This is a genomic window from Cellulomonas rhizosphaerae (assembly GCF_003470205.1).
In the GTDB taxonomy this organism is placed as follows: domain Bacteria; phylum Actinomycetota; class Actinomycetes; order Actinomycetales; family Cellulomonadaceae; genus Cellulomonas; species Cellulomonas rhizosphaerae.
The window spans coordinates 1-15,254 of record NZ_QWKP01000139.1 but is presented as its reverse complement, the minus strand read 5'-3'; the positions used below and the strand labels follow the sequence as shown (position 1 = coordinate 15,254).

The 15,254-nt window shown below is 73.9% G+C and carries 16 protein-coding genes; 6 read left to right on the top strand and 10 right to left on the bottom strand.

The annotated features are described in order from the left end of the window. The 3 genes from D1825_RS04510 to hflX form a co-directional block, all read right to left on the bottom strand. Positions 1-175 (bottom strand): lactate/malate family dehydrogenase (locus D1825_RS04510; RefSeq protein ID WP_407643296.1); only part of this gene is annotated, 175 nt, incomplete at its 3' end. A 64-nt stretch (positions 176-239) separates the two neighbouring features. Beyond that, positions 240-2,345, bottom strand: coding sequence for an ATP-dependent DNA helicase (locus D1825_RS04505; RefSeq protein WP_118766264.1), 2,106 nt, complete (start codon positions 2,343-2,345; stop codon positions 240-242). 63 nt (positions 2,346-2,408) lie between these two features. Next, complete coding sequence (gene hflX / locus D1825_RS04500; RefSeq protein WP_118766263.1) at positions 2,409-3,929, bottom strand: GTPase HflX; 1,521 nt, start codon at positions 3,927-3,929, stop codon at positions 2,409-2,411. Positions 3,930-4,047: 118 nt separating this feature from the next. Here hflX and D1825_RS04495 point away from each other — a divergent pair, with 118 nt between their 5' ends. Beyond that, entirely contained in the window at positions 4,048-4,653 is a 606-nt protein-coding gene (locus D1825_RS04495) for a class I SAM-dependent methyltransferase (protein WP_118766262.1), read from the top strand. Next, on the top strand, positions 4,650-6,059 hold the full coding sequence (locus D1825_RS04490) for an MFS transporter (protein WP_118766261.1): 1,410 nt from the start codon (positions 4,650-4,652) through the stop codon (positions 6,057-6,059). The genes D1825_RS04495 and D1825_RS04490 overlap by 4 nt, the downstream gene beginning before the upstream one ends. Here D1825_RS04490 and D1825_RS04485 read toward each other — a convergent pair. Genes D1825_RS04485 through D1825_RS04465 form a run of 5 tightly spaced genes read right to left on the bottom strand, consistent with a single transcriptional unit; the run spans position 6,023 to position 9,507 of the window. After that, positions 6,023-6,334: a thioredoxin family protein gene (locus D1825_RS04485; protein WP_118766260.1), complete on the bottom strand. Its 312-nt coding sequence runs from the start codon at positions 6,332-6,334 to the stop codon at positions 6,023-6,025. The genes D1825_RS04490 and D1825_RS04485 overlap by 37 nt on opposite strands. Further along, a complete protein-coding gene (dapF, locus tag D1825_RS04480) occupies positions 6,331-7,275 on the bottom strand; it encodes a diaminopimelate epimerase (protein WP_118766259.1) in 945 nt (314 codons plus the stop codon). The genes D1825_RS04485 and dapF overlap by 4 nt, the downstream gene beginning before the upstream one ends. After that, complete coding sequence (gene miaA / locus D1825_RS04475) at positions 7,272-8,228, bottom strand: tRNA (adenosine(37)-N6)-dimethylallyltransferase MiaA (RefSeq protein WP_118766258.1); 957 nt, start codon at positions 8,226-8,228, stop codon at positions 7,272-7,274. The genes dapF and miaA overlap by 4 nt, the downstream gene beginning before the upstream one ends. Then, complete coding sequence (locus D1825_RS04470; protein ID WP_118766257.1) at positions 8,225-8,947, bottom strand: class III extradiol ring-cleavage dioxygenase family protein; 723 nt, start codon at positions 8,945-8,947, stop codon at positions 8,225-8,227. Before D1825_RS04470 ends, miaA begins: the two co-directional genes overlap by 4 nt. A gap of 17 nt (positions 8,948-8,964) precedes the next feature. Further along, entirely contained in the window at positions 8,965-9,507 is a 543-nt protein-coding gene (locus tag D1825_RS04465) for a type III secretion system chaperone family protein (RefSeq protein ID WP_118766266.1), read from the bottom strand. 107 nt (positions 9,508-9,614) lie between these two features. On the opposite strand from D1825_RS04465, the gene D1825_RS04460 reads away from it, so the two are divergent. Together D1825_RS04460 and D1825_RS04455 are read left to right on the top strand one after the other, a co-directional pair. Beyond that, the gene (locus D1825_RS04460; RefSeq protein WP_118766256.1) at positions 9,615-10,205 is read left to right on the top strand and encodes a type III secretion system chaperone family protein; all 591 of its coding nucleotides are present in this window, start codon (positions 9,615-9,617) and stop codon (positions 10,203-10,205) included. After that, complete coding sequence (locus tag D1825_RS04455) at positions 10,202-10,726, top strand: type III secretion system chaperone family protein (protein ID WP_118766255.1); 525 nt, start codon at positions 10,202-10,204, stop codon at positions 10,724-10,726. Before D1825_RS04460 ends, D1825_RS04455 begins: the two co-directional genes overlap by 4 nt. Here the strand turns inward: D1825_RS04455 and D1825_RS04450 are convergent. Together D1825_RS04450 and miaB are read right to left on the bottom strand one after the other, a co-directional pair. Continuing rightward, positions 10,723-12,069 carry an NYN domain-containing protein gene (locus D1825_RS04450; RefSeq protein ID WP_138067457.1) on the bottom strand — a complete coding sequence of 449 codons (1,347 nt, stop codon included), beginning with the start codon at positions 12,067-12,069 and terminating at the stop codon, positions 10,723-10,725. The genes D1825_RS04455 and D1825_RS04450 overlap by 4 nt on opposite strands. 242 nt (positions 12,070-12,311) lie before the next feature. Beyond that, positions 12,312-13,853, bottom strand: a complete 1,542-nt coding sequence (gene miaB / locus D1825_RS04445; RefSeq protein ID WP_118766265.1) for a tRNA (N6-isopentenyl adenosine(37)-C2)-methylthiotransferase MiaB — start codon at positions 13,851-13,853, stop codon at positions 12,312-12,314. Between the two features lie 118 nt (positions 13,854-13,971). On the opposite strand from miaB, the gene D1825_RS04440 reads away from it, so the two are divergent. Together D1825_RS04440 and D1825_RS04435 are read left to right on the top strand one after the other, a co-directional pair. Continuing rightward, positions 13,972-14,754 carry an amino acid ABC transporter ATP-binding protein gene (locus D1825_RS04440; RefSeq protein ID WP_118766253.1) on the top strand — a complete coding sequence of 261 codons (783 nt, stop codon included), beginning with the start codon at positions 13,972-13,974 and terminating at the stop codon, positions 14,752-14,754. Positions 14,755-14,811: 57 nt separating this feature from the next. Then, positions 14,812-15,254 (top strand): transporter substrate-binding domain-containing protein (locus D1825_RS04435; RefSeq protein WP_407643295.1); only part of this gene is annotated, 443 nt, incomplete at its 3' end.

The following is a 15,254-nucleotide window of genomic DNA, read 5'->3' as shown; positions in this document are numbered from 1 at the left end:
CCTTCGCCTTGTTGATGTCGTAGAGCGCGACGGTGCGGGCCGCGCCGCGCATCAGGGCTGCGTAGGCCATGGTCGAGCCCACGGCCCCCGCGCCGACGATCGCCAGCTTGGAGGTCCGGCGGGGGGTCGGACGCGGACCCAGCGGGACCTCGTCGATGTCGTCGGGCTGGGTCATCGGGCACTCCCTGTCGTGGTCCGGCTGGGCACTCGAAAGGCTATCCGGAGAACGACGACGCTGCTCACGCCCCCCGCAGTCGCTCCAGCGCGGAGACGACGGCGGCGCGGTCGGTCGTCGGCCAGAAGTCCGGCATCGACCGCGCGAGGAAGTCGCCGTAGCGCGCGGTGCGCAGCCGCGGGTCGAGCACGGCGACGACACCGCGGTCCTGCGTTCCCCGTATGAGCCGGCCGGCGCCCTGCGCGAGCAGCAGCGCCGCGTGCGTCGCCGAGACGGCCATGAACCCGTTGCCGCCCGCGGATCCCACCGCGTCCGAGCGCGCCGAACGCACGGGGTCGTCGGGCCGCGGGAACGGGATGCGGTCGATGATCACCAGGGAGCACGACGGGCCGGGCACGTCGACGCCCTGCCACAGCGAGAGCGTGCCGAACAGGCACGTGGGCTCGTCGGCCGCGAACTGGGCGACGAGCGTCGGCAGCTGGTCGTCGCCCTGCATCAGCACGGGGACGTCGAGCCGCTCGCGCATCGCGAGCGCAACCGCGTTGGCGGCGCGGCGCGAGGAGAACAGGCCCAGCGTGCGCCCGCCCGCGGCGGTGATCAACGCCTCGATCTCGTCGAGCTGCGCGTCGGTCGCGGGCTCGCGGCCCGGCGGCGGCAGGTGCTTGGCGACGTAGCAGATCCCCTGCTTGCGGTAGTCGAACGGGCTGCCGACGTCGAGCCCGTGCCACGACAGCGCGGCGGGCTTCGCCTCCCCCGACGGGCCTACGGGCTCGGCGTCCGCGCGGACCTCGAGACCGACTGCCCGGGCCACGGGGTCGAACGAGCCACCCAGGGCCAGCGTGGCGGACGTCAGCACCGCTGAGCGTCCGGACAGCAGGTGGGTGCGGATGAGCCCGTTCACGGCCAGCGGCGCCGCGTGCAGCCGCGTCATGGGCGTGCCGCGGCGGTCCTCGCTGCGCGCGCACCACAGGACGGTGTGCTTGTTGTCGTCGGGGTCGGCGGCCATCCGGTCGGCGACCTCGAACAGGATGAGCATCGCCGAGGCCGCCATCTTCAGTCCGCCCTCGGCACCGCCGCCCTTGGCGGTCGTGGTGTCGGGCTTGAGGACGCTGAGCAGCGCGCGCGAGGCGTCGCGGACGGCGGCGACCGCGGCGCGCGCCTCGTCGGGCAGCCCGCGCGGGAACCGCCCCTCGGGCATCGTCACGAGGAACGTCGCCAGCGCCTGCCCGGCCGAGTCGAGGTCCGTGGTGGGCACGCCCCCGTGCCGGCGCGCGAGGCGGGCGGCGTGCTCGATCGTCGCGAGCGAGAGCTCGGCGGTGGCCTGCGCCGTGACGCGGTCGGTGAGCTCGTGCGCCTCGTCGACCACGAGCACGTCGTGCTCGGGCAGGACGTTGGGCGAGCCCGACGCGGCGATGCCGAGCATCGCGTGGTTGGTCACCACGACGTCGGCCTCCCGGGCCAGTGCGCGGGCGCGCTCGGGGAAGCACTCGGCGAGCATCGGGCACTTGCCGCCGATGCACTCCATCGAGGTGACCGACACCTGCCGCCACGCGCGGTCGGTCACGCCGGGGACGAGGTCGTCGCGGTCGCCCGAGTCGGTCTCCTCGGCCCACTCGCGCAGCCGCACCACCTGCGCGCCGAGCGACTCGCCCGTGCCCGGGCGGTCGGTGCCGCCGAGGGCGGGGTGCTCCGCGGCGCCCGCGTTCTCGCCGAGGTCGAACAGGGTCGCGCCCTCGTCCTCGGGGTAGCCGCCCGAGACCTTGTTGATGCACACGTAGTTGTGCCAGCCCTTGAGCAGCGCGATCTTCGGCGCGCGCGGCAGTCGCGGCGCGAGCGCGTCGGCGACCAGCGGGAGGTCGCGCGTGATGACCTGTCGCTGGAGCGCGAGCGTGGCCGTGGAGACGACGACGCGCTCGTCCTCCAGCACCGAGTGCCGCACCGCGGGCACGAGGTAGCCGAGCGACTTGCCGGTGCCCGTCCCTGCCTGGACGAGCAGGTGGTCGCCGGTCTCGAGCGCGGCCGTGACCGCGAGCGCCATCTGGTGCTGACCGTCACGCCGGGCTCCGCCCAGGGCGCCCACGGCGAGGTCGAGCAGGTCGTCGACCGACGGCTCGTCCGCCCCGGCAGTGCGCGCCTGCGGAGCGGTGGAGGTGGCTTCGGTCGGGGACACCGCGTCAGCGTAGTGCGGTCCGACGACCAACCAGCGCCGCCCTGTGGGTGGAGGTGAGCGCAGTCAGACCGCGACGGCGACGTGCTGCAGCTCGGCGGCGAGGGCCTCGTCGACGCGGGCACGCAGCAGCGTGCCCTGCTCGATGTGCTCCTCGCTGTCGATGTCGCCGTGCAGGTGCACGCGGCTGACCAGGTCGCCCCGGTCGTACGGGACGACGACCTCGACGAGCACACCCGGGCGCGGCAGCTGGTCCGCGACCAGGAGCTGGAGCTCGTCGATGCCCTCGCCAGTGTGGGCCGAGACGACGATCGTGTGCAGCTCGCGCGATCGCAGCCGCGCGATCACCTCGGGCGCGGCGAGGTCGGCCTTGTTGAGCACGATGATCTCGGGCACGTCCATGGCGCCCGGGATGTCGGCCAGCACGTGCCGGACCGCGGCGATCTGGCCCTCGGGATCCGGGTGGGACGCGTCGACGACGTGCAGCAGCAGGTCCGCGTCTGCCACCTCCTCCAGCGTCGAGCGGAACGCCTCGACGAGCTGGTGCGGCAGGGCCCGGACGAAGCCGACGGTGTCGGCCAGCGTGTAGACGCGGCCGTCCGTGGTCTCCGCGCGGCGCACGGTCGGGTCCAGCGTCGCGAACAGCGCGTTCTCGACGAGCACGCCGGCGTTGGTCAGCCGGTTGAGCAGCGAGGACTTGCCCGCGTTGGTGTAGCCCGCGATCGCCACGGACGGGATCGCGTTCTTCTTGCGCGACGCGCGCTTGGTCAGTCGCGCCGGCTCCATCGCCGCGATCTCCTTGCGGAGCTTGGCCATCCGGTTGCGGATGCGGCGGCGGTCGAGCTCGATCTTGGTCTCACCGGGTCCGCGCGAGCCCATGCCGGCTCCCGCGCCGCCCACCTGGCCACCGGCCTGGCGGGACATCGACTCGCCCCAGCCGCGCAGACGCGGCAGGAGGTACTCGAGCTGCGCGAGCTCGACCTGCGCCTTGCCCTCACGGGACTTGGCGTGCTGCGCGAAGATGTCGAGGATCAGCGCGGTCCGGTCGACGACCTTGACGCGCACGATGTCCTCGAGCGAGCGGCGCTGCGACGGGGCCAGGTCGCCGTCGACGACGACGGTGTCGGCACCGACGGCGGCGACGACGGTCGCCAGCTCGGCGGCCTTGCCCGAGCCGAGGTACGTGCCCGGGTCGGGTGAGCGGCGGCGCTGGAGCATGCCGTCGAGCACCTCGGAGCCGGCGGTCTCGGCGAGGGCCGCGAGCTCGCGCAGCGAGACCTCGGCGTCGTGCACCGTGCCCGAGCCCCAGAGCCCGACGAGCACGACCTTCTCGAGCCGCAGCTGGCGGTACTCGACCTCGGTGACGTCCTCGAGCTCGGTGGACAGGCCGCGCACGCGCCGGAGGGAGGTGCGCTCCTCGAGGTCCAGCTGGTCGCCGTCGTAGGAGGAGTGGACCGTGGCGCCCGCCTGGAGGGCCGTGCCGGCCCGGGCGAGCACCCGCGCGACGACGTCGTCGGCCACCTCCTGCGCGCTGCGGGCCACCGGGGTGTCCTGCGTCTCGCGGATGGTGGGCTGCGGGTCGTTCACGCGGTTCCTCTCGTCGGACTGTGGTTCCAGGGTCGCACGCGGCACCCACCCGGTCGACCCATTTCGCTCCGAGCCGACGCCTGCCGAGCGTGCGGGAGGGCACCGGTAGGGTCGTCCGGTGACCGGGCACGACCACTACTTCACCGCGCAGCCGGCCTCGGCCGACGAGCGCCGCACGCTGACCGTCGACCTCGCGGGCCGGTCCCTGGAGGTCGAGACCGCGCCGGGCGTGTTCTCCGCCGCCCACCTCGACCACGCGACCGCCGTGCTGCTCGACGAGGTCCCGGCTCCCCCCGCTGCCGGCGACCTGCTCGACCTCGGCTGCGGCTGGGGGCCGATCGCGCTGAGCCTCGCGCTGCGCTCGCCCGCCGCCCGCGTGTGGGCCGTGGACGTCAACGAGCGCGCGCTGGACCTCGTGCGCCGCAACGCGGCGCGCCACGAGCTGGTCGGGATCACCGCGGTGTCGCCCGACGAGGTGCCCGACGACGTGCGGTTCGCCGCGATCTGGTCGAACCCGCCGATCCGGGTCGGCAAGGAGGCGCTGCACGAGCTCCTGCTGCGCTGGCTCCCCCGCCTCGCCGAGGGCGGCGAGGCCCACCTCGTGGTCGGCAAGAACCTCGGCGCCGACTCGCTGCAGCGCTGGCTGGCCGACGCGCTCGGCCTGCCCGTCGAGCGCACGGCGAGCTCGAAGGGCTTCCGCGTCCTGACCGTGCGCCGGTCGTGAGCAGGTCCGAGGCACCCGCGCCGGGAACCGTCGAGCTGCGGCCCGACGCCGCCTGGAAGGCCCTGCGCGTCACCACCTGGTGCCTGTTCGGCCTGATCTTCCTGGCCGCGTTCGAGGCGCTCGCCGTCACGACGGTCATGCCCACCGTTTCGCAGGCCCTCGACGGCGCCGACCTGTACGCGTTCGCCTTCGCAGGCACGCTCGCGGCCGGCGTGGTCGGCATGGTCGTGTCCGGCGGCTGGGCGGACCGACGAGGTCCGCGCGGGCCGCTCGCGACCGCCGTCGCACTGTTCGCCACGGGGCTGCTGCTCGCCGGGCTCGCGCCGTCCATGGAGCTGTTCGTCGCCGGGCGGCTCGTGCAGGGGCTCGGTGCGGGCGGGATCACGGTGGCCGTCTACGTCGTCGTCGCGCGGGCCTATCCCCCGCTGCTGCACCCGCGCGTGTTCGCGGGGTTCTCGGCGGCGTGGGTCGTGCCCTCGCTCGTCGGGCCGCCGCTGGCTGGTGCCGTCGCGCAGCACGTGGGCTGGCGCTGGGTGTTCCTCGGCGTCGTGGCCATCGTCGTGCCGGTCGCGCTCGTGGTGCTGGCCAACGTGGCACGGCTCGGTGCCCCCGACGAGCCCGCCGCGGGCGCGAGCGGCCGCCGGATCGCGTGGGCCTGCCTCGCGGCGGTCGCCGTGCTCGGGCTCAACCTCGCCGACCAGGCCGATGCGCCGTGGGACCTCGTCCTGGCCGCCGCCGCGACGGTCGTCGTGCTGATCGCCCTGCGCCCGCTGCTCCCTGCCGGCTCGCTCCGGCTCGCGCGCGGGCTGCCCAGCGTCGTGAGCGGCCGCGCGCTCCTGGCCGGCGCGTTCTTCGGCGCCGAGGTCTACCTGCCCTACCTGCTGACCCGCCGCTACGACTTCTCCCCGACGCTGGCCGGCGTCACGCTGACCGCGGCCGCGATCACGTGGGCTGGCGCGTCGTGGGTGCAGGGGCGGCTCGCGGGCCGGCTGGGCGACCGGGACGCGGTCCGGATCGGCACGGTGCTCGTCGTGGTCGGCGTCGGCAGCACGTGCCTCGTGACCGCGGCGCACGCCCCGGCCACGCTGCTCGTCGTGACGTGGGCCTGCTCGGGAGCCGGGATGGGGCTGAGCTACGCGCGGCAGACCGTGCTCGTGCTCGGCTACTCCCAGCCGGGCACGCAGGGCACCAACAGCTCGAGCCTGACGATCGCGGACAGCACCGGTGCGGCCTGGTCGCTCGCGGTCACGGGCCTCGTCTTCGGCGCCGCGTCGGGCCTCGACGGTCCCTTCGTCGCGACGTTCGCCTTCACCACGCTGCTCGCCGCCGGGGCGGCGCTCGTCGCGCCGCGGGTCGCGTCGCGGGGTCGTCAGCCCGCGACGGATGCGAGCACGGCCCGCACCTGAGCCAGCGTCGGCACCCCGCTCGCGCGGTGCCGGACCTCGCCGTCCGCGTCGAGCACGAGCACCGTGGGCGTCGCGTCGATCGCGAGGCGCTCGCCGAGCTCGAGGTGGTCGGCCACGTCCAGGTCGACGTACGCGACGTCGGCGGCCGTGGCCACGGCACGCTCGACGACGATCCGCGTCATGCGGCAGGGCTGGCAGAACGTGCTGGAGAACTGCACGACCGTCGCCCCCGGGCCGAGCGTGATCCCGAGGTCCTGGGCGGTCAGGGACGTCACCGCGAGCCGGCGGAGAGCGCGTCGAGGTCGACCGAGGCGTCGGCGACGAGAACCGCAGGGCCCGCGAGCTCGGCGTGACCGTCCGCCAGCGCGGTGACGCGCACCGTGCCACCAGGCACGTCGACGAACCACACGTCGGGAGCGCCTGCGCCGGCCCACGCGCGCACGGCCATCGCGGCCGCGACGGCGCCCGTACCGCACGAGCGGGTCTCGCCCACGCCGCGCTCGTGCACCCGCATCCGCACGCGTCCGACGACGACACCGTCGAGCTCCTGCTCCCCGAGCGGGACGACGAGCTCCACGTTGGTGCCCGCGGGCGGCACGGGCGTCACGACAGGAGCGCGCGTGAGGTCGGCGCCGTCGAGCTCGTCGTCGCGCAGCGCGAGGACCGTGTGCGGGTTGCCCACGTCGATGCTCAGCGCCGGCCTCGCGACGTCGAGCCCGGCGACCTGCACCTCGGCGTCGAACCCGGCCGCGACGACGGCGGCCCCACCCGGGACGGTCCAGCGGCCCATGTCGACCGCGTACCAGTCGTCGCCGCCGGCGGGTCCGTTCGGCTTGGTCACCCGACGGACGCGACGCACGCCCGCGCGGGTGCCGAGCGCGAGCTCGTCGGCCCCGTCCCACAGCCCGAGCCGCTCGAGGTAGGCGGCGAAGACGCGCACGCCATTGCCGCACATCTCGGCGATCGAGCCGTCGCCGTTGCGGTAGTCCATGAACCAGCGCGCCGCGGGCTCGTCGGCCAGCACCGCCTCGCCCTCGGGCAGCCGGCCTGAGGCGATCACCCGGATGACGCCGTCGCCGCCGAGGCCCGCGCGGCGGTCGGCGAGCTCACGCACGAGGACGTCGGTCAGGTCCACCGAGCCGTCGCGGTCGTCGAGGAGCACGAAGTCGTTCTGGGTGCCGTGGCCCTTCGTCACGCGCAGGCTCGCGGAGGTCATGAGCCCAGCGTACGGCGCGGCGCGGGGTCGTCGGTGGCCGGTCCGAGGGTGCCGGCGTCCGCCCGGGCGACGAGATCGAGGGCGCGTTCGACCAGGTCCGGGTCCTGCGCGTCGAGCCAGTGCACGCGCGGATCGCGACCGAACCAGCCCATCTGCTTGCGCGCGAGCCGGCGGGTGCCGGCCGCGGTCGCCGCGCGAGCCTCGTCAGGCGTCAGGGTGCCGTCCAGCATCGCGACGACCTCGGCGTACCCGACGGCGCGCGAGGCCGTGCGGCCGAGCCCCGCGGCCAGCAGGCCCTCGACCTCGTCGACGAGTCCCAGCGACCACATGCGGGCGACCCGGGCCTCGATCCGCTCGTCGAGCGTGGCGCGGTCGTGGTCCAGGCCGATCTGCACCGCGGGCACCTCGTAGACGTGCTGCGGCAGCGACGCCGAGTACGGGCGGCCCGTGAGGGCGATGACCTCGAGCGCGCGCACGATCCGGCGGGCGTTGCGCGGCCCGATGCCCGCGGCCGCGGTCGGGTCGACGGCCTCGAGCTCGGCGTGCAGCGCCCTCGAGCCCTCCGCCTCGACGCGCGACTCGAGCGCCTCGCGGACCGCGGCGTCGATCCCGGGGAACTCCATCGCGTCGAGCAGCGCGCGCACGTAGAGGCCCGAGCCGCCCACGGCGACCGCCCGGGCGCCCCGGGCCTCGATGGCGGCCAGCTCGGCGCGCGCGAGCGTCTGGTAGTCCGCGACCGACGCGTCCTCGTGCGGGTCCAGGACGTCGAGCAGGTGGTGCGGGATACCGCCGCGCTCGTCCGGGCGGAGCTTCGCGGTGCCGATGTCCATGCCCCGGTAGAGCTGCATCGCGTCGGCGTTGACGACCTCGCCTCCCAGTGCGGTCGCCAACGCGATGCCCAGGTCGGACTTGCCGGTCGCGGTGGGTCCGACGACGGCGACGACGAGGCTCACGAGGCCCGCCAGCCGATCGCGGCGTGCTGCGCGCCCGCGAGCACCTCGGCGTGCTCGAGGTGCCCGACGACGTCACCGTCGCCCGTGCCGAGGGAGCCCAGCAGCACCTGCCAGGGCGCCCACCCGGTCACGGCCAGGTCCCGCGCGTCCTGGAGAGCGAGGTCCGCGAGTCGGGCCTGGGCCTGCCGGGTCGGCTCGGCAAGGTCCGCAATCAGCGCCTCGTCGTAGGCCGGCGCCCGCCCGTCGTCCGCGAGCGGCGCGTCCGGGCCGTGCCGCCCGCTCGCCGAGCCCACGACGACGAGCGCGGTGGCAGCCTCGTGGACGAGCCGCGCGCCGAGGTCCGCCAGGTCAGCCAGGACAGAGTCCGGTGCGACCTCGACGACCCTCGTCGGCCCCCCGCACCCCGCCCGCGCGAGCAGGTGGAGGCCCACCGAGGCCGGGACACCGGCGAGCACGTCCGGCCCGTCGCCGACCGCGGGTGCCGGCCAGCCGAGCTGCTCGTCGCCGATCCCGGCAGCCCCCAGGGACACGACGACGCGCCCGCTCAGCTCGCGCGTCACCCGCCCGGGCGCGACGACGACGACCGCGTCGGCCCCCGCGACAGCGGCCTCCACGACCGCGAGCGCAGCGGCGCGGAGCCGCTGCGCCGGGTCGACGCGACCACCGGCGCCCGGGACGAGCAGGGCGGTGTCCGGCACGAGGGCCGCCGCGGTCAGCACGCGCGCATCTACCAGTTCTACTGCTGCTGCTGCTCGGCGATGATCCGCGCGATCTCGGCCTTCGCGGCCGCGGCGACCTCGGGGAAGCGCTCGTCGAGGCTCGTGAAGAGCGCGAGCGACGTCGAGATGGCGCAGCCGAGGTGCTGGTCGAGCTGCGCGTCCGTCAGGCCGGGCTCGTAGTCGACCGAGTGCTCGGTGTAGACGCCGAGCAGGTCGTTCTCCTCGACGCGGACGTAGACCTTGGGCCAGATCCGGCCGGCGTTCCAGTCGTTGACCAGGACGAGCGTCTGGCCGAGCTCGGAGGCCGGCAGGTTGCGCGACCAGCGGCCGCGGACCTGCAGGTACTCGGAGTCCTTGCCGAGCAGCAGGAAGTAGAAGACGTGGTCGTCCCAGCGCCCGCCGATGTCGCCGTCGTCGTCGATGCCGTAGTTGTACCCGCGCGCCTCGAGGCGCGCCTTGATGCGGTCACGGCTGACCGGGGAGAGCGCGGAGGGGCCTGCATCGTCTGCGATGGGCTCGAACGCGGACGCGGGCAGCGCGGCGGGGTCGAAGTTCGTCATGTCGGTCACCGTTCGGATCGTGGTCGTCGTGCCCCCCGACCCTAACGACCGTGACCGATCCGTGCCGCCACCGGCTCGACGTCGGACACGGCGGGTAGGGTCTGCGCATGGCTTCGAACCCGGACGGCTCGCGTCGCTGGTGGCGGCGGGGGCGGCCCACGCCCACCCCGCCGGCAGCCCCGCCCGAGGCGAGCGACGCCGAGCTGCACGACAAGGTGGCGGAGCTGCTGGCCCGCGAGCTGGGCGTCGCGGACCCCGCGACGGACAACCCCGCACCCGTCACCCCGGCCCGCATCGCCGCGTGGATGACCGACAACCAGTTCAGCTACTTCGTCGACAACGACGGCGACCTGGGCGGCCTGTGGCGCGGGCGGTTGTTCTACTTCTTCCTGTTCGGCGAAAAGGCGGAGATCCTGCAGGTCAGGGGCCAGTGGCACCGCGAGATCGCGATCGAGCGGCTCGAGGAGGTCCTCGACATCTGCAACGAGTGGAACGCGGACCGGATCTGGCCCAAGGCCTACGTGCGCGTGCGGGACAACGGCCGCGTGCACGTGGTCTCGGAGGTCGCGACCGACCTCGAGCACGGGGTCAACGACGCGCAGCTCAGCCAGATGCTCTTCTGCGGCCTGTCGACCGGCAGCATGTTCTTCGACGCGCTCGACGAGCGGTATCCCGACCCCGCGGGAGGTGCGCCGTGAGCGGGCCCGGCTGGCTCCTGCGCGTGCTCGGCGGCCTGCCGAAGCCGACGAAGACGGCGCCCGACAACGAGGACCCGGTGCGCCCGCTCACGCGCGACCGCATCGGTGACTACCTGCTCGAGCACGAGTACCGCTTCGTGGTCGACGACGACGGCGACCTCACCGGCACCTGGGACGGGAACCGCTTCTGGTTCCTGCTGCTCGGCGAGGAGGACGAGATCGTCCAGGTCCGCGGCCGCTGGCACCGCTCGCTCCCGCTCGACCAGCGCGCGGCGGTCTCGCTCGCGCTCAACGACTGGAACCGCGAGCGCATCTGGCCCAAGGCCTACGTGCGCGAGGAAGAGGGCATGCTCGCGCTCTACAGCGAGGTGTCCGCCGACTTCGAGCCGGGCGTGAGCGACCACCAACTCGCACAGGTGCTCGCGTGCGGCCTGGGCACGGGCGTGCAGATGTTCAGCACGCTCGAGGGGCTCCTGCCCGGCGACGACGCGACGCCGTCGCCGGACGTGCCGGACAACTAGGAGTCGAGCAGTCCGCCGCCGACCCAGGACCGGATCGCGGCGACGTCCGCCGGGGACAGCTCCATGCGCGCGCCCCGGCACAGGCCGATGACGTTGTCCGCCCACGCCCGGGCGCACTGCTCGGCCGACGGCGCCGTGGCCAGGTCGAGGCCGGCGAACACGATGCCGCCGAGCACGACGTTGACGGACGCACGGCCCACCGGCGCGCCGGCCGCCTGGCACGCCTCGCGCACGCGGCGAGAGGTGGCCACGCGCTCGAACGGCTCGTTGGCCAGGTCGTCGGCCAGGGCGGTCAGGAGCGTGCCGTACTGCGCGGTCGTCAGGCCCGGCGTGTCGGTCACGGCCACGACCTGGCGCGAGATGGCCGCCGAGTTCACCTGGCCGCCGGGCTGCGGCAGGTCCGCCTCGCCGAACCGCGCGGGATCCCAGACCCAGCCGGGCGCCGGCTTGGTGGCCGAGGCGACCTCGGGCACGTCGCGCGCGAGCCACGCGAGGAAGCTGCCCGCGCCGGCCCAGTTCGTCGAGGCGAGCTCGTCGTCGGCGTTCTGCGCGAGCTGGGCGACCGTCGAGGCGTGCAGCGGGCGGACCGAGGTGCGGACGCGCTGCACGACGACGGCGCGCGCCTTGGACACCGGCGCGGCGGCGGCCGCCTTGGGGGCCTTGGCCTTGCGGGGCGTGGTCGCGGGCTTCTCGGCGGGCGCCGACTCCGTCGCGCGGGCGGTGCGCGCGCGGGGTGCCTTCGCCGGCACGGTCGCCTCGCTCGCCTCCCCCGGGGCGGCCACCGTGGCCGCCGCGCGCTCGGGCAGGACCAGCTCGGCGAGCTCGTCGGCCGAGACCACGGTGTCCGCGACCGCGCGGTAGGCACCCGCGACCGGGCCTGCGGTGATGATGCTGACCCGCCGGTCCGCGGCCCGGCAGCGCAGCGCGAGGGGCGTGAAGTCGGCGTCGGCGGACGCGATGACGAACTCGTCGTAGTGCGTCACGCCGGAGATCGCGTCGACCGCGTCGAGCACGAGGTAGATGTCCGCGCTGCTCTTGCCCTGCTGGGTGAGCGACGGGCAGTCCACGACCCGGAAGCCGGCGCGCAGGAAGTTGGGCCTGAACTGCGAGAACGCCGCGGGGTTGAGGTAGCACAGGCGGACCAAGAAGCGGCGCTGGAACGGGCCGTCGGCGTCGACGCCGGCCTCGAGGCGGTCCAGCCACTGGCCGGGCTCGGTCGCGAACTGCTCGGCAGCCACGGGATCGATCCGGAGCAGGCCGAGGTAGACGTTGTCGAAGTCGACGAACAGCGCGCTGCGCAGTCGTCGGGCGGGCTCGGAGCCGGTCGTGCTGGTGGTGGTCACGGCCCCATCGTGCCCGACGCAGCGGCACGCCGCGTCGGGCACGAGGCCCCGGGCGCCCTGACGGTGCCGGTGAGCCGGACGATCCCGGCAGGATGACTTTGCCGCGAGCGCTCGTGGAACGCAGCGCGATGCTCGCGACCTTGGTGCGGTCCAGGGCCGCGGGCAGCGTGGGCCCGCACGTTCTGCGCCCAGCCGTGGCCCATCGACGTGAGCGGCCGTTCCTGTGGGCGAAGTGGGCAGGTTCAGCGTCGCGTGCCGGGCAACCCCAGGCTCACGACCCCGGCCGGGCCGCCCGTGCCGCAGGCGTCACCGGACGCGCCGTGCTCGTGCCCGTCGGCGGCCTGACGCTTCTCCCACGCGTCGCCCGCGCGGGTGCGCCGCACGACCGGGGCCGCGCCGTCCGCGACGAGGTGGTGCGGCGCCGCGTGCGTGACCTGCACGCGTACCAGGTCGCCCGGGCGGGGCGCGTCCGCACCCTGCGGCACCGCGAAGTGCACGAGCCGGTTGTCCGCGGCGCGGCCCGTGAGGCGGGCGGTCTCGCCGTCCTTGCGCCCCTCGCTCTCCGCGACCAGCACCTCGACCGCGCGCCCCACCTGCGCCTGGTTCTCCTCGAGCGAGATCTGCTGCTGCAGCGCGTGCAGCCGCTCGTAGCGCTCCTGGACGACGGCCTTGGGTAGCTGGTCGGGCAGGTCGGCGGCGGGCGTGCCGGGCCGCGGCGAGTACTGGAACGTGAACGCGGAGGCGAACCGCGACGCCTCGACCACACGCATCGTCTCGGCGAAGTCCTCCTCGGTCTCACCCGGGAAGCCGACGATGATGTCGGTCGTGATCGCCGCGTCCGGCAGCTGCGCGCGCACGCGGTCGAGGATCCCGAGGAACTTCTCGGCCCGGTAGGAGCGACGCATGGCCCGAAGGACCCGGTCCGAGCCGGACTGCAGCGGCATGTGCAGCTGCGGCATGACGGTGGGCGTCTCGGCCATCGCCTCGATGACGTCGTCGGTGAAGGCTGCCGGGTGCGGCGAGGTGAAGCGCAGGCGCTCGAGCCCCTCGATCGCGCCCGCAGCTCGCAGCAGCTTGGCGAACGCGGCGCGGTCGCCGAACTCGACGCCGTAGGAGTTCACGTTCTGGCCGAGCAGGGTGACCTCGATCGCACCCTGATCGACGAGCGCCGAGATCTCCGCGAGGATCTCCCCCGGCCGGCGGTCGCGCTCCTTGCCGCGCAGGTGCGGCACGATGCAGAAGGTGCACGTGTTGTTGCAGCCGACGCTGATCGAGACCCAGCCCGCGTAGACCGACTCGCGCCTGGTCGGCAGCGTGCTCGGGAAGACCTGCAGCGACTCGGCGATCTCGACCTCGGCGCGCTCGTTGTGCCGCGCGCGCTCGAGCAGCACCGGGAGCACGTCGAGGTTGTGGGTGCCGAACACGACGTCGACCCAGGGCGCGCGCTCGACGATCCCGGCGCGGTCCTTCTGCGCCAGGCAGCCGCCGACGGCGATCTGCATGCCCGGACGGGTCCGCTTGGTGCCCGCGAGGCGGCCGAGGTTGCCGTAGAGCTTGTCCGCCGCGTTCTCGCGGACCGCGCACGTGTTGATGACGATCACGTCGGCTGCCTCGGCGGCCGCGTCCTGCGGCGACGCCGGGACGTAGCCCGCCTGCTCGAGCATGCCCGCCATGTGCTCGGAGTCGTGGACGTTCATCTGGCAGCCGAGCGTCTTGACCAGGTACGTGCGAGCAGGCTCCGGGGCGGGGGCCGGGGCGACGGGTGCATCGAGGATCGTGGACATCACCGACAAGGGTACGACCCCGACGATCACAGGGAGGTCCGCCGATTTTTACCTGATCGTGACGTGTGGATGACCGATGCGAGTAGCCAGATCGGACAAACCCCCCTAGCGTCGTCGAATGGCAGAGACCCAGGTGAAGCCCGACGCGGCCTCCCGCCCGATCGGCGAGCCGCTCGTCGTGCTCGAGCACGTCGACAAGCACTTCGGCTCGCTCCACGTCCTCAAGGACATCAACCTTACGGTCCGCCGCGGCGAGGTCGTCGTCGTGATCGGCCCGTCCGGCAGCGGCAAGTCGACGCTGTGCCGGACCATCAACCGGCTTGAGACGATCGACTCCGGCACCATCGCGATCGACGGCACCCGGCTCCCCGAGGAGGGGCGCGCGCTGGCCCGGCTGCGGGCCGACGTCGGGATGGTCTTCCAGTCGTTCAACCTGTTCGCGCACAAGTCCGTGCTGGAGAACGTCACGCTCGGCCCGACGAAGGTCAAGGGCCTGAGCCGCGCCGCGGCCCGCACCAAGGCGAACGCGCTGCTCGAGCGCGTGGGCGTGGCCAACCAGGCCGACAAGCTCCCCGCGCAGCTCTCGGGCGGCCAGCAGCAGCGCGTGGCGATCGCCCGGGCGCTCGCGATGGACCCGCAGGTCATGCTGTTCGACGAGCCGACGTCGGCCCTCGACCCCGAGATGATCAACGAGGTCCTCGACGTCATGGTCTCCCTCGCCGCCGAGGGCATGACGATGATCGTCGTCACCCACGAGATGGGCTTCGCGCGCAAGGCCGCGCACCGCGTGGTCTTCATGGACGGCGGGCAGATCGTCGAGGAGTCCGACCCCGAGACGTTCTTCACCGCGCCCTCCTCCGAGCGCGCTCGCGACTTCCTGTCCAAGATCCTGACCCACTGACCCGAGCTCTCGACCCCACCCCCTGATGGCGACCGGTACGTACACCACACGAAAGGGATGACCATGCGAAGAGGACTCCTGGCACCCGCGCTCCTGGCGAGCGCGGCACTTGCCCTGGCCGGCTGTTCGAGCGACGACGACAGCGGCGACGACTCGAGCAGCGGCTCGGGCGGCAGCATCAAGATCGGCATCAAGTTCGACCAGCCGGGACTCGGCTACAAGGACGGCGACACCTACACGGGCTTCGACGTCGACGTCGCGACGTACGTCGCGGGCAAGCTCGGCTACGAGCCCGACAAGATCGAGTGGGTCCAGGCCCCGTCGGCGAACCGCGAGAACATGCTCTCCGGCGGCCAGGTGGACATGATCTTCGCGACCTACTCGATCACCGACGACCGCAAGAAGGTCGTCTCCTTCGCCGGCCCGTACTTCGTCGCCGGCCAGGATCTCCTGGTCGCCGCGGACGACACGTCGATCACCGGGCCGGACGACCTCGACGG